17 protein-coding genes are annotated in these 14,407 nt (G+C 35.2%); 13 read left to right on the top strand and 4 right to left on the bottom strand.

Going from position 1 to position 14,407, the window contains the following annotated elements; genetic code table 11:
* Nucleotides 1-11 precede the first annotated feature (11 nt).
* From DYR29_RS05325 to DYR29_RS05275, 11 genes are all read left to right on the top strand, one after another.
* Nucleotides 12-962 carry a glycosyltransferase family 2 protein gene (locus DYR29_RS05325; protein WP_213279615.1) on the top strand — a complete coding sequence of 317 codons (951 nt, stop codon included), beginning with the start codon at nt 12-14 and terminating at the stop codon, nt 960-962.
* A 190-nt stretch (nt 963-1,152) separates the two neighbouring features.
* Nucleotides 1,153-1,518, top strand: coding sequence for a lipocalin family protein (locus tag DYR29_RS05320; RefSeq protein ID WP_213279614.1), 366 nt, complete (start codon nt 1,153-1,155; stop codon nt 1,516-1,518).
* 207 nt (nt 1,519-1,725) lie between these two features.
* Nucleotides 1,726-2,427 (top strand): GIN domain-containing protein, encoded by a 702-nt coding sequence (locus tag DYR29_RS05315; protein WP_213279613.1) that lies wholly within the window; start codon nt 1,726-1,728, stop codon nt 2,425-2,427.
* Between the two features lie 63 nt (nt 2,428-2,490).
* Nucleotides 2,491-4,206, top strand: a complete 1,716-nt coding sequence (locus tag DYR29_RS05310; RefSeq protein WP_213279612.1) for a phospho-sugar mutase — start codon at nt 2,491-2,493, stop codon at nt 4,204-4,206.
* Between the two features lie 18 nt (nt 4,207-4,224).
* The gene (locus DYR29_RS05305; protein ID WP_213279611.1) at nt 4,225-5,136 is read left to right on the top strand and encodes a hypothetical protein; all 912 of its coding nucleotides are present in this window, start codon (nt 4,225-4,227) and stop codon (nt 5,134-5,136) included.
* 22 nt (nt 5,137-5,158) lie between these two features.
* Nucleotides 5,159-6,412: a pyridoxal phosphate-dependent aminotransferase gene (locus DYR29_RS05300; protein WP_213279610.1), complete on the top strand. Its 1,254-nt coding sequence runs from the start codon at nt 5,159-5,161 to the stop codon at nt 6,410-6,412.
* A 262-nt stretch (nt 6,413-6,674) separates the two neighbouring features.
* Nucleotides 6,675-7,661, top strand: coding sequence for a phosphatase PAP2 family protein (locus DYR29_RS05295; RefSeq protein WP_213279609.1), 987 nt, complete (start codon nt 6,675-6,677; stop codon nt 7,659-7,661).
* A 141-nt stretch (nt 7,662-7,802) separates the two neighbouring features.
* On the top strand, nt 7,803-8,525 hold the full coding sequence (gene kdsB / locus DYR29_RS05290; protein ID WP_213279608.1) for a 3-deoxy-manno-octulosonate cytidylyltransferase: 723 nt from the start codon (nt 7,803-7,805) through the stop codon (nt 8,523-8,525).
* Nucleotides 8,526-8,625: 100 nt separating this feature from the next.
* On the top strand, nt 8,626-9,288 hold the full coding sequence (locus DYR29_RS05285) for a histidine kinase (RefSeq protein ID WP_213279607.1): 663 nt from the start codon (nt 8,626-8,628) through the stop codon (nt 9,286-9,288).
* Between the two features lie 35 nt (nt 9,289-9,323).
* Complete coding sequence (locus DYR29_RS05280; protein WP_213279606.1) at nt 9,324-9,899, top strand: glutathione peroxidase; 576 nt, start codon at nt 9,324-9,326, stop codon at nt 9,897-9,899.
* A 74-nt stretch (nt 9,900-9,973) separates the two neighbouring features.
* Nucleotides 9,974-10,489, top strand: a complete 516-nt coding sequence (locus DYR29_RS05275) for a VOC family protein (protein WP_342213464.1) — start codon at nt 9,974-9,976, stop codon at nt 10,487-10,489.
* A 102-nt stretch (nt 10,490-10,591) separates the two neighbouring features.
* On the opposite strand, the gene DYR29_RS05270 is transcribed toward DYR29_RS05275, so the two are convergent.
* Nucleotides 10,592-11,248 carry an NAD(P)H-binding protein gene (locus tag DYR29_RS05270; protein ID WP_213279605.1) on the bottom strand — a complete coding sequence of 219 codons (657 nt, stop codon included), beginning with the start codon at nt 11,246-11,248 and terminating at the stop codon, nt 10,592-10,594.
* Between the two features lie 118 nt (nt 11,249-11,366).
* Between DYR29_RS05270 and DYR29_RS05265 the strand changes: the two genes are divergently transcribed.
* Both DYR29_RS05265 and DYR29_RS05260 read left to right on the top strand, forming a co-directional pair.
* A complete protein-coding gene (locus tag DYR29_RS05265) occupies nt 11,367-11,720 on the top strand; it encodes an MmcQ/YjbR family DNA-binding protein (RefSeq protein ID WP_213279604.1) in 354 nt (117 codons plus the stop codon).
* Nucleotides 11,721-11,803: 83 nt separating this feature from the next.
* Nucleotides 11,804-12,295, top strand: a complete 492-nt coding sequence (locus tag DYR29_RS05260) for a YbaY family lipoprotein (protein ID WP_249413622.1) — start codon at nt 11,804-11,806, stop codon at nt 12,293-12,295.
* Between the two features lie 16 nt (nt 12,296-12,311).
* Here the strand turns inward: DYR29_RS05260 and DYR29_RS05255 are convergent, their stop codons facing one another.
* Genes DYR29_RS05255 through DYR29_RS05245 form a run of 3 tightly spaced genes read right to left on the bottom strand, consistent with a single transcriptional unit; the run spans nt 12,312 to nt 14,266 of the window.
* Complete coding sequence (locus DYR29_RS05255) at nt 12,312-13,088, bottom strand: acyltransferase family protein (RefSeq protein WP_213279603.1); 777 nt, start codon at nt 13,086-13,088, stop codon at nt 12,312-12,314.
* A complete protein-coding gene (locus DYR29_RS05250) occupies nt 13,048-13,356 on the bottom strand; it encodes a hypothetical protein (RefSeq protein ID WP_213279602.1) in 309 nt (102 codons plus the stop codon). Before DYR29_RS05250 ends, DYR29_RS05255 begins: the two co-directional genes overlap by 41 nt.
* Entirely contained in the window at nt 13,340-14,266 is a 927-nt protein-coding gene (locus DYR29_RS05245) for a bifunctional riboflavin kinase/FAD synthetase (RefSeq protein ID WP_213279601.1), read from the bottom strand. The genes DYR29_RS05250 and DYR29_RS05245 overlap by 17 nt, the downstream gene beginning before the upstream one ends.
* Nucleotides 14,267-14,407 lie beyond the last annotated feature (141 nt).

Raw genomic sequence — 14,407 nt, 5'->3', positions numbered from 1 at the left:
ATTAAAATTAAATGAATTTATCTATAGTTATTCCGTTACTGAACGAAGAAGACTCTCTGGAAGAGCTTTTTTCAAGAATTGATAAAGTATGCAAAACCAGTGATTTATCTTATGAAATCTGGTTTGTAGACGATGGAAGTACGGATTTGTCGTGGAGTATTATTGAGAATATGAAAGTTCAGTATCCTCAGATCCACGCTATTAAATTTTCCAGAAATTATGGAAAATCACAGGCGCTTCATGCAGCCTTTGAAAGAACAAACGGAGATGTGGTAATTACTATGGATGCCGATCTTCAGGATTTCCCTGAAGAAATTCCGGAACTGTACAATATGGTAGTCCATGATAACTACGATATTGTTTCCGGTTGGAAAAAGAAGCGTTTTGATAATGTAATGACGAAAAATATTCCGTCAAAACTATTCAATGCAGCAGCAAGAAAAGTTTCTGGAGTTTATCTTCATGACTTCAACTGTGGTTTGAAAGCGTACAAAAAGCAGGTTGTAAAATCTGTTGACGTTTACGGAGATATGCACCGTTATATTCCGGTACTGGCTGCCAATGCAGGTTTCAGAAGAATCACGGAAAAAGAAGTACAGCATCAGGCGAGACCTTACGGAACTTCAAAATTCGGTACAGAAAGATTTGTAAGAGGTTTTCTGGATTTGATAACGCTTTGGTTTGTAAGCCGTTTTGGAGGAAGACCAATGCATTTCTTCGGAGCAGTAGGAACGTTAATGTTTATTGTTGGTTTTCTTTCTGCACTTTGGCTGGGAATTTCTAAACTGATCGATGTTGCAAGAGGAATCTACGGGCATTTAATTACCAATAATCCATGGTTCTTTATTGCTTTAACAATGATGATCTTGGGAAGCCTTCTTTTTGTAGCAGGATTCTTAGGAGAAATGATTATCAGAACCAATCGTGAGCACAAGAACTATAATATCGACGAAGTGATATAATTTTTAAACACTAATGGCACGAATGCTTCACAAATGACGCTATTGGTATTTGTGATATTAGTGTAAAAAATTAGTGTAATTTGTGGTTTTTAATAATACATCACAATTCATTATAACAGCTTCATCTTCAAATAAAAGCACTCTGTCAGCAGGGTGCTTTTTTGTAATTTTATAAAAACTTTTAATCCGGATGTTTAAACTCAAACCTATTCTTTTTTATTTTCTTTTACTTTTTGCTGCCTCATGTTCATCAAATAAACTTTCTGGTTCCTGGGAATTTATTGATATTTATGATGGGGAAATCCATCAGGCAGATACATTGAAAACCAATACAACCAATTCCAGATACGGAACAGGAATTCTCACTTTTTATAAGGATAAAACTTTCAGTTCGATGGGGAATAGCGGGACTTATCAGGTAGAAAATGATCTGTTGAAAATGAAGTATAATGATGATAAAGAGGAAACCCCAATGAAAATTTCAGGTATAAGTAAAGATCATCTGCTTTTGTTTTCACTTGCTGGCAGCCCTAAAACCTGGTTTTATAAAAAATAAAAGGAAAGGAGAAATAGTCTTTCCCGAAAAGCAAAAAATTGAAAATTATCAGGTATTTTATTGTCAAAAGACAAAGATTTTTAGAAATTTTAATCCTATTTTTGTTCAAAAGTAATATTGAAAGTCCAGTAAGAGCTATGAAAAAAGCTTTCAAAGATTTTCAGTAAATATCTTTACGGTTATAATATAGAATATTTAAAATTAAATATGAAAAAAGTTGTATACACATTGATGCTGATGGCAGTAGTTTCCTGTGGAAAAGTTTCTCCGAAAGGAAATATTGAAAAGAAGGATGTGGATGTTTCAGAGTTCGTCAACCTTGATCTGGAAGGGAAATTCCGTGTATTTTATGCCAAAGGTCCAAAGAATTTTGTAGAGATTGAAACCTATCCGAATGTGGCGAGCAATCTGGATGTGGATGTAAAAGACAAAACACTTTTCATTAAAGAAAAAAGAGGTACAAAAGGTGTAGATTTTTATAATGTAACTATTTATTCAAAATATAACCTGGAAAAAGTAGCTATTTCCGACTCTGTGGAAGTGAATATCTCAAGTGAAATAAAGACCGACAATTTCAGACTTAATATGAAAAATAATGCAAGTTTCATGGGATCTGTCAACACGAGAAGAGCAGAAGTGGAAATGCATAACAGAAGCCGCGCTAATTTCCTGGGATTGTCCAAAGAAGCTGTTATAAAGATTTCAGATACAGCAAGTTTAATTGCTCCGTATTGGAAAATCACCAATCTGAATATTGATTCTAAAAACGGAAATTATGCAGAAGTAAATGTGAAAGATTCTTTGAAAGGAAATATTCAGAATACAGCAAAATTTGTTTATTATAATGATCCGATCAGAGCCTTCAAAATCGATAAGACGACGAAAGTTGAAAACAAAAAACTGGATTAAAAACAGTATTATTTAAACTAGAAACTAGGAATTTTACAAACTATAAAAGAACAACATATAAATATGAATACACTAGAAAAAGCGAAACTTTGGTTAAGTGATACCTTCGATAAAGAAACAAGAGATGCTGTACAGACGTTGATCGACAGCAATTCTCCGGATCTGGAAGACTCTTTCTACAGAGAACTGGAATTCGGGACAGGAGGAATGCGTGGAATAATGGGAGTAGGAACCAACCGCTTGAATAAATATACATTAGGACAGGCTACCCAAGGATTGGCAAACTACATGTTACAGCAGTTCAAAGGTGAAGAGATTAAAGTGGCTATCGCTTATGATGTTCGTAATAACTCAAAAGAATTCGGAAAGCTGGTAGCTGATGTTTTGACTGCAAATGGAATTAAAGTATTGCTTTTCAAAGATCACAGACCTACTCCGGAATTGTCTTTCACCGTTCGTGATAAAAAATGTAACGGAGGAATTGTACTGACAGCTTCTCATAATCCACCGGAATATAACGGTTATAAAGTATACTGGAATGACGGAGCGCAGATTGTTCCGCCTAATGATGAAGCCATTATTAAGGAAGTATATTCTGTAAAATTTGAAGAAATTAAATTCAACGGAAATGATGATCTTATCGAATGGATCGGAGAGGAGCAGGATGATGTCTATATCGATGCATGTATTGAAAACTCTACCTATCAGAATGTTGGAAAAGAAAATTTAAATATTGTTTTCACATCTATTCACGGAACAACCTATACAACGATTCCAAAAGCTCTTGAAAAAGCAGGATTCAAGAAAGTTGATCTTGTGAGAGAACAAATGATCCCGAGCGGAAATTTCCCAACAGTAGACTCTCCCAATCCGGAAGAGCCTGCAGCATTGGAAATGGCAATGGATCTTGCAAGAATTACCAATGCAGATATCGTGATCGGAACAGATCCGGATGGGGACAGATTAGGAATTGCGGTAAGAAATCTTGATGGTGAAATGCAGCTGTTGAACGGAAACCAGACCAATACGATCCTTACTTATTATATCCTGAATGAATGGAGAAAGCAAGAAAGAATAACAGGAAAAGAATTTATTGGTTCTACGATCGTAACTTCAGATATCTTCTTTGATATTGCACAAAAATTCGGAGTAGAATGTAAAGTAGGTCTTACCGGATTCAAATGGATCGGAAAAATGATCCGTGAAGCAGAAGGAACACAGAAATTTGTATGTGGTGGTGAGGAAAGTTTCGGATTTATGACCGGAGATTTCGTTCGTGATAAAGACTCTTGTGGAAGTATTCTTTTAGCCTGTGAAATTGCAGCATGGTGCAAAGCGAACGGAAGAACAATGTATCAGTACATGATCGAGATTTATGAAGACCTTGGAATGTATTACGAAGGATTAATCAACATTGTAAGAAAAGGAAAAGAAGGCGCTGAAGAGATTGAAAATATGATGAAAAACTTCCGTGAAAACCCTCCAAAAGAGCTGGCGGGATCATTAGTGGAAGAAGTAAAGGATTTCAAAGAACAGACAAGCCTTACCATTTCTACCAACGAGAAAAAAGTAATGAATGATATTCCAAAGTCTAACGTATTGATCTATTACACCCAGGATGGAACAAAAGTATGCGTAAGACCTTCAGGAACAGAACCTAAAATTAAGTTTTATGTTTCTGTAAAAGATTCTGTTACTTCAGAAGCGGATTTCAGAGATAAATTAAAATCATTGGAAGCTAAAATCGGAGCTGTTAAAACAGATTTGAAACTGGATTAATTTCCCCGAAAACAGCAGATGATCAAAAAAATAATAGCAGTTTGCCTGCTTTCTGCAGCTGTAGTTTCCTGTAAAAAGGAAACTGCAGTTTCAGAGACCAAACTTGAAAATGATTCGATTGCTACTACAGAAACCAAAGAAGATCAGTACAAACCGATAGATACAGCATGTTCTCCAGCTCATAAAACGGAGGATTATATCACATCACTTCAATGGTACCGTACAAAAATCGAAAAAGAAATGGCTGGAAACAGTCCGGAGCAGAATGACAATGTATACGAAGATTATTTAAAAATAAGAGGAAAGTATACAGAATGTCTGATGACCCTGCATACTGATATTTTAGATAAATATGTGAATTATTATAACTATGATAAGGATCAGTACAACTTACCGGACAATGTTAAAAAATTAGTTTCAGAACTGAAAAAAGAAGGCCTTGAGTTCAGGGAAGTAGGAGAAGGAATGACTGAAATCTGGACCGTTCCGGGATATTATTCTTCCATGTTTAAGAATAAAGTAACTCCTGATTATGAAGTCTATATTTCACAGACTGATAAAGAAAGTGAATCCAATTATGCAGCTGATGCTGGATTAATAATTACCTGGGAACAGCTGGGAGACAGGCTTATGTTCTGGGAAAACTTTATGAACAAATACCCTAAGAGCAATCTTATAAAGGCTGTAAAACAGGATTATAAAATATATTTGTCTGATTATCTTTTGGGAATGGACAACACACCAACCTTTGAAAGAGACATGGACAAAGGAACCGGAAAACTAAACGATGAAAACAGAGCGGAATTCAACAGGATAATTAAAAAATATCCGAATTCCAATACGGCAAAAAAAGTAAAAGAAGCAATAACCCTTTTTGATGCACAAATGCCAGTAGATGAAATATATGAGAAGATCAATGGAGAAAGATAATATAAATTTAAAATAAGAAAAAGTGAAAGTTTCAAAATTAGCAGCGAACCTGATCGGTTCTGAAATTGTAAAAATTGGTAACGAAGTAAATGATCTAAAAGCAAAGGGAGCAGAAATTGCCAATCTTACTATTGGTGATCTGAATTCTAATATCTATCCTATTCCGGCATTGCTGAAGGAAGAGATTCAGAAAGCATATCAGAATAATCTGACGAATTATCCGCCTGCCAACGGACTTTTATCTTTAAGAAAAGAAGTTTCCAAAGACCTTAAAAAAAGATGGAATCTGGACTATTCTCCAGAGGATATTTTGATCACTGCCGGATCAAGACCTTTGATCTATGCCGTATACAAAACAATTGTAGACGAAGGTGATAAAGTAGTGTATCCTACACCATCATGGAACAACAATCACTATGCTTATCTTACTTCTGCCAATGCTGTAGAAGTAAAAACAAAACCTGAAACCAACTTCCTTCCAACAGCAGATGATTTAAGACCTCATTTGGATGGAGCTGTATTATTGGCATTGTGTTCTCCATTGAACCCTACAGGAACAATGTTTACAAAAGAACAGCTTTCAGAAATCTGTGAATTGGTGATCGCTGAAAACAAAAAAAGGGGAGCAGACGAAAAACCGTTATACTTAATGTATGACCAGATTTATTCTTGTCTTACTTTTGGAGCTGAGCATGTAGATCCGGTTTCTCTTTTCCCTGAAATGAAAGATTATACAATCTATATCGACGGTATTTCAAAATGCCTTGCAGCAACAGGAGTACGTGTAGGATGGGGATTCGGGCCTTCGCATATCCTTGATAAAATGAAAGCGCTTCTTACCCACGTTGGAGCATGGGCACCGAAACCAGAGCAGGAAGCCACTGCTAAATTCTATGAAAATTCTGAAAATGTAGATACTTTTGTTGAGGATTTTAAAGGTAAGCTTGAAGAGAGTTTAAAAGTTCTTCACAACGGAGTTCAGGATTTAAAAGGAAAAGGACTTTCAGTAGACAGTATTGAGCCAATGGGAGCTCTTTATCTTACCATTAAGTTAAACTATATCGGAAAAACAAAGCCGGACGGAGCTGTGATTGAAAACTCTTCAGACCTTGTATTTTATCTGATCAATGAAGCAGGAGTGGCTTTAGTACCATTCTCAGCCTTCGGAGAAGATAAATCTGAACCTTGGTTCCGTGCTTCTGTAGGAGGATTGGCTACCGATGAGATTAAAGTAATGCTTCCAAAACTGGAAAGTGCTTTGAATAATTTAAAGTAGTCTTTCCATAAAAAAATATATGCTTCGACTCTGTCCGGCATGGCATCGTTAAATCCCAAAATGAGTATTAATTGTGTCATGCTGAGCGGAGTCGAAGCGTTTCAAATACAATATAAACATCAAACATTTGAATTAGATGTACGTTTATCTGTAAAAGATTAAATAAACATTAAAAGTTAACAACCACTTTGTACAACACTCATCTAGGAATTATCTTTGAGACTTTTACACACCTAAATATAATAAAGTCGAAAATTACACGATGAAAAAACTGAGATTTCTACTCTTACCAGTTTCAATATTGGTATGCTCACAAGAAGTTGATACATTGAAAATAAAAGAACTACCTAAGGAATCTGAGCTGCCAAAAGTACAGACTTACACTTTGAAAGACGGTTCTGTCAGAACTTACCCAAAGCCCAAATTCTTGGATTTTGTAACGAAATTACCCAGAAACTTTATCAATACAAATAAAGATTTTGTTGCCAAAGATAATGCTTATTATCTTGGAGGTGCCGTTGCAGCTACTCTGATTCTCCTGCCGGTGGACCAGAAACTGATTGACAATTCAAGAGAGTTGGGAGAAAGATGGGGAATGGATAAAGATAATAACTACAATAAAATAGGTGGTGTTTTTAAAATCCCTAAAGATATTGGCTCTACTTTATATCTTATTGGAAATGGTTCCACGCTGGTTTTACTGGGAATTGGTTTCGGAACATATGGTTTAATTAAAAATGATTACAGGGCGCAGGCTACAGCGAGTGGTTTGGTGGAAAGTTTAATTCTTTCCGGAGTTTTCACCCAAACTATTAAAAGAATTACCGGAAGAGAAAGCCCTTTTATTGCAGAGATAAACGGTAATAAAGGAGGTGCATGGAATCCTTTTCCAAGCTTTTCAGAATTTGGAAAGAATACCTCAAATTATGATGCAATGCCGTCCGGACACTTAACAACCTTTATGGCCGGAATCACTGTGATAGCAGACAATTATCCGGATGCAAAATGGATAAAACCGGTAGGGTACACCTTAGTAGGAGCCTTATGTTTTCAGATGATGCAAAGTAAAGTTCACTGGGCTTCAGATTACCCGCTGGCTTTATTAATGGGATATTTTATTGGAAAAACCATTTCAAAAAGCAGATATACTTCTTCAGAAGGAACCATCGGAAAAACAAAATATAATCTCAACTTTACGGCATCCCGCCAATGGGAATATAATATGATAGGCGTAAAACTTTCTTTTTAAACTGTCGAAATCTCTGTTTTGTAGAGTAAATAAGATACTTTTCACTACATTTGATCTCAATATAAAAGGAACATTCCAACGATTGTAAATACTGGAATGAAACCTGTTGAATTAAAGAGAATTACTTAATATTTTTATTGAATGAAAATAATCGCTGTCATCCCTGCACGTTACGAAGCAAGCCGTTTTCCCGGGAAACTAATGCAGATTTTAGGAGAAAAAACCGTTATTACGACCACGTATCAGAATGTAGTAGAAACCGGACTGTTTGACGAAGTATTTGTAGCAACAGACTCTGAAATTATTTTTGATGAAATTGTACAAAATGGCGGAAAAGCCGTTATGACAGGACAGCATGAGACCGGAAGCGACCGCATTGCAGAAGCCGTACAGAATATAGACTGCGATATTGTGATCAATGTTCAGGGAGACGAACCTTTTCTTAAGCTGGAACCTTTACAGCAGCTGATTGAAGTCTTTAAACACGATGATCAGCAGGAGATTTCCCTGGCATCTCTGAAAATACAGCTGCATGAAAAAGAGGAAGTTGAAAACCCGAATAATGTAAAAGTTATTACAGATAATAATAATTTTGCGCTGTATTTCAGCCGTTCTGTAATTCCTTTTCACAGGGAAGTTTCTTATGATATAAGTTATTTTAAACATATTGGGGTCTATGCTTTCAGGAAAGCAGCGCTGTTGCAGTTTTCAAAACTGGAAATGAAACCATTGGAAATATCCGAAAAAATTGAATGTATCCGTTACCTGGAATATGGAATGAAAATCAAAATGATAGAAACCAATTTCATAGGAGTAGGTATTGATACACCGGAAGACCTGGAAAAAGCCAGAAAGCTGATTTAAAAAATGTTGAGGCAAAAAAGCAGATTCACAGATTTGCTCTTTCGCCTTTTTTTGCAATTTTACATAAATCCCCCTATATTTGAATTTATAAATAAAATTAATGAAGAAGTTACTATTAGTATTTGGACTGATATTTTCGCATGTGATATTGGCACAGACCGCAAAGGAAATTATAGACAAAAACATTGAATTATCCGGAGGGTTAACCAATTGGAAACTTTTAAATTCTGTATTGCTTCAGGGAAAAGTGGTATTGGGAATCAAAGATGAATATCCGATAAAAATTTATCAGCAGCGTCCGAATCTTACTAAAACATTAATTACTACCGGTGGAAAAGAAACGGCAATTGAAGGTTTTGATGGAACAAAAGGATATGCAATGAACTATGCTGCCAATAAACTTCAGGAATATCCTGAATATGTACCGGAAAGTTTTGATAATGACTTCATTGATTGGGAAAATAAAGGTTTTGATGCCAAATACCTTGGAAAAGAAAAAGTAGGAGAGATCTACTGCCATAAAGTAGAACTTACCAAAAATGTCAATAAGAACATGTATTATTTTGATACAAAAACTTATATGTTGATAAAAGAAGTGAAAAAAGACGAAACGCTTGTTTATTCTGATTTTAAAAAAATAGGAAACCTTACAATGCCTTTCAGAATTGAGTCTTCCAGTACCAAAAAAGACGGAGATTATGTGATGTTACTAAATAAAATAGAAATCAACAAAGTTTTTCCGGCAAACATTTTTAAATTTTAATTTAACTGCAGCCCGCCTGCATAAAATGATAAAAAATGAAAAATATTTTTTTAATGATGCTTTCTTGTATCGCATTCCTGCAAAGCTGCACCAACCAAAAAAGTGAAATTTCTAAAGCCAAAACCACAGAACTTATGGGAAAAACAATATACGACTTCAAAGTAGAAAGTCTTGATGGGAAAGAAATCAATTTTGCAGATTTCAAAGGGAAAAAAATCCTGATTGTCAATACCGCTTCAGAATGTGGGTTTACCCCTCAGTATGCTGATCTTGAGAAAGTATATGAGGAATATAAAGATAAACTGGTAGTAGTAGGATTTCCTGCCAATAATTTTGGAGGACAGGAACCTGGGACCAATACTGAAATTGGCGCTTTCTGCCAGAAAAATTACGGGGTGACATTCCCTTTGGCAGCTAAAGTTTCTGTGAAAGGAGATGATACCGCTCCAATATTCAAGTATTTAACAGAACAGGAGCTAAACGGAGTAAAGAATACAACTATTCTTTGGAACTTCACAAAATTCCTGGTAGACGAAAACGGAAAACTGATCGATTCTTTTGTAAGTACTACAAAGCCTACTGACGAGGCTATTACAAAATATCTTAAATAAAGAGAAAAAAGTATATTTTTACAAGTGGGTGTTTACATCCACTTTTTTTATTTTACAACCATTAATGATTCCTTATGAAGAAAATAATTTTTACCCTTTGTATCCTGGCTTCCTTTATGTTGGGATTTGCTTTTAAAGCCGTTACAGAAAATAAATCTGATGAAACGAAAAGAGTAACCGGTATCGGTGGAATCTTTTTTAAATGTAAGGATCCTAAAAAGATGAGAGAATGGTACGAAAGCCATCTGGGACTTGCCACCAATGAATATGGATCTGTATTTGAGTGGTATCAGGGAGCGGATAATTCTAAAAAAGGATTCAGCCAATGGAGTCCTTTCAGTGAAAAAACAAAATATTTTCAGCCTTCTGAAAAAGATTTCATGATCAATTATCGGGTAGAAAACCTTGAAAAACTCATCGGGCAGCTAAAAAAAGAAAATGTAACCATTGTTGATAAGATGGAGACTTATGAATACGGAAAATTTATTCATATTATGGATATAGAAGGTAACAAAATAGAACTTTGGGAGCCTAATGATATCGAATATGAAAAGCTAGGACAAAAAATGGGAAGTAAAATCACAAAATAGCAGGTAATAGATGAGAGGCAGCAGGTTTTAGTTTTTAGGGAAATTAATAAGAAAATTTTCAACTTTAACATGTCCCCGAAACCCGAAACCCGCATCTTTTAACTATTCATTGGTTTTCTCCGCAAAACAGAAAATATTTCCAAGCTTTATGCTGGAGTATCCGTTACTTTTTATTTTTGAAGATTTGATCATTGCTTTTGCCAGAATATCGGTGGGCAGCGGCTTTTGGCTTTCTAATAATCCTAGTTTATTGGCAAACTTTATAATCCGGCTGCCTAAAACTTCTCCGGTTCGTTCAGAATTTGTTCGTTCCAGCATTCCCGGTTTGAAAATAGTGATCTTATTGAAATGCAGCTGCTTTACAGCTTCTTCCAGTTCACCTTTCATTTTGGAATAGAAAATCTTAGACTGTGGATTTGCTCCGTAAGCTGAGACCAGAATATAATCTTCTACTTCATTATCTTTCGCAGCTTTCGCAAATTCATATTGGTAGTCAAAGTCTACTTTTTTCTGGGCTTCTTTGCTTCCGGCATCCTTTAAAGTTGTTCCGAGACACGAAAACGCCACATCTCCTTTCACCATATCTTTCCATTCCTCTGGCTTTTCAAAATTCACCACATGAACTTTTAGCTTATCATTTTGAATATCAACAGGCTTTCTTACAAAGATATCCACTTCATCAAACTCTTTGTCGTTCAATAACTGATTGACAAGATCTTTTCCCGTGGCGCCTGTAGCACCTATTACCAAAGCTTTCATAATAATTGTGGTTTTGTGAGATTATTTCTTTCTTAAATTTACTAAATTTGAATTAAAGATTAAAGAATTATATCATTTAATCACTACTAATTGCTTATCACCCATTACTAATAATTGCATGGATGCCAACGAAATTTTAGATTACTGTCTTGCCAAAAAAGGAGTTACGGAAAGCTTTCCGTTTGATAACGAGACTCTTGTATTAAAAGTAGACACCAAAATGTTTTTACTGATGGGCCTTGAAAGACAGCCGTTATCGATAAATGTAAAAACAGATCCCGAATGGAGCGCAGAACTCCGTGAACAGTATCCTCAAATTACAGGCGCTTATCACATGAACAAAACCCATTGGAACTCTGTAACAGCAGATGGTTTGAAAAGAGATCTGATCTTTAAACTCATTGACCATTCCTATGATTTGGTTTTTAAATCCCTGACAAAGAAGGCTCAGAATGCAGTAAATTCTTTATAAGATAGTAAGAATAAATTGAGGTATAAAATTTGTTATCTATGACCAGTGAAATATATTTTACCTAGTAACAAAATAAAGAACAAATGAGAAACCACCTTTTATTATTCGTAGCAGCAGGTACATTGATGCTGTCAAGCTGCACCAAGCCAGTAAAGAAAAGTACTGCTGAAAACCCTGCCTCAGCTGTCTCAGCTACTGAAACACTTCCCGAAAATATTAAAATAGAATTTTCAGGAACAGATAATCTTACCATAAAGAATGCATTGCTAAAGGTAAGCTTATATGGAATGGACGAAAAACTGGCTGATGCTCCCGCTACTTTAATTACAGAAAAAGAATACGAGCAGAAATCGATACCTTTCACCATCAATTTGCCAATACCTAAAGATGCTGAAAGCAAGATCAATCCAAAACCTGCAGGACCTGCAAAATATTATGTAACAATAAGCTGGGATTCTGATGGCAACGGAAAAGCTGATGAAAAAGGAGATATATTTATTGATTACGATAAGCAGTTTCCTACTGTGAAACTGAATAATGAAACCCAGAAAATTTATCTAAAAGTATTGAAATAAATAAAAAGGCTGTTCATCACTGAATAGCCTTTTTTGCAAATAAATCTTTATAACTTAATGCTCTCTTTTCAATCAGATGCCATGAAATATATCCAAGTAGAATTGAAAGTGGCAGTGAAAATATAAATAGCATAACTGTGTCAAGCTTAAAAAAATAGACTAGTGCCTGCTGTATCGGAAAAGAATAAATATAAATTCCGTACGATGTATCTCCAATTACTTCTCCTACTTTATTGAGATATCGGGTAGATCTCTCACCAAGAAGAATAACCAGTAAAGGCAGCGTAATATAACAGGTATATTTGAAAATATTTAAATATAAACTGATATTAAGAACAATAAAAGATGCTATAATAAGTATGTTTTGTGTCCTTTTACTGGCATTAAGGTAAGTCAGTACCATTCCTCCTGCAAAAAAGCACATCAGATTATAAAAATGATTACTTCCCAGTCCCAGTTTCACAAAAACTCCATATAGAAAATAAGGCTGGAAAATAGTTAAGATATAACTTGATATAAATAACAGGATAACAACGGCTTTTACAAAAGTTTTTTTACGGATAAAGAACAGCAAAGAGACCATCACATACATGCTGAATTCGTAGCATATGGTCCATAAACTCCCATTGATACTATGTTTGTAAGGATTGTTTTCAAAAACACCGTCAATACCTTTCTGACGGAAAAACAGGGTTAAATTTTGAGGAATGTAAGTGTAAACGGATTTGTTCTGTAAATAAGGAACGGAACTTTCATACACTGCAGGCGCCAGCAAAACGGTGAGAAAAAGCACTACGAATAACGCAGGAAACAGTCTTAACAGTCTTTTTCCAGTAATAATCAAGCAGACCTTTGCAGCGAAGCAGGCTTTTGAAAATTAAATATCTGGAGATAATAAAAAAACCATGAACTCCGAGATAAGAGAATTCCATCTGGCTGTTGGTAAGTTGTGATAAAGGATCGCCTTGAGTAGCTCCGGAAAGAGCATAGGAGTGGGTAATAATAACAAGACTTGCAAAAACAAGCCTTAGAAAATCAAAATTATTACTCCTTGAAATCATACGCCTGTGTTAATCTTTTATCTTCATCCAGCCTTTCAATCAGTTTTTCAAGACCTTCAAATTTAATTTCATCATGAAGAAAATCTCTGAAGCTTACTGTAATTTGTTCATCATAAATATCTCCGTCAAAATCAAGAATATAAACTTCCACAGTGAGCTTTTCTCCATTTACCGTAGGGTTGGTTCCCACACTCAGCATTCCTTTATATTGGTTGCCTTTTACAAATACTTCTACAATATAAGCTCCTTTTTTAGGTAAAAGCTTAATAGATTTCGTATCAATATTGGCTGTGGGATAGCCAATTGTTCTCCCGATTTTTTTCCCATGAACAACAGTTCCTGAAACAGAGTAGGAGTATCCCAGCATTTCGTTGGCCTCCTTGATATTTCCTGTTAAAAGTGCATTACGTACTTTTGTGGAACTGATATTGTTTTCGTGAATATTGATTGCTTCCATTTGTTCCACATCAAAATCCAGCTCTTTGGATAATTTCTGAAGAAGTTCAAAATTTCCGCTTTTATTTTTTCCGAAAGAATGATCGTATCCTATAATAAGGTATTTAACGTTAAGCTTATCAATTAAGATCTGACGTACAAATTCTTCGCCGGTTAAGTTTCTGAATTCTTCATCAAACTCCTTCAGGAATAGATTATCAACGCCATATTTCTCAACCAGCTGCTTTTTTTCTTCTAAGGTATTCAGAAGTTTTAAATCTTCATTAGGATTAAAAACAAACCTCGGATGCGGCCAGAAAGTAAGGATTGCAGTTTCCAGATTGTTCTCTGTACCTACTTTAGTCAGTTCATCAATAATACTCTTATGCCCGAGATGTACCCCGTCAAACATTCCTAAAGACAATGCTAAAGGCTTCTGAGAGGAATAATCTGTAAAATTCTTGAAAACTTTCAAAACGGAAAAATTTGACTGCAAATATAGAAATAATGTGCCAATGTATCAATATAACAATGGCGTAATACCTATAACCTTAATATTGCAGCACTGCTTCATTGTTTTATCCGTATAATACTAAAATAATCTATTCTCAAAAGC

It is taken from the genome of Chryseobacterium indologenes (assembly GCF_018362995.1).
Lineage (GTDB): Bacteria > Bacteroidota > Bacteroidia > Flavobacteriales > Weeksellaceae > Chryseobacterium > Chryseobacterium indologenes_G.
Note: the sequence above shows the minus strand (reverse complement) of the source record. Positions and strands in the feature narration are given on the sequence as shown.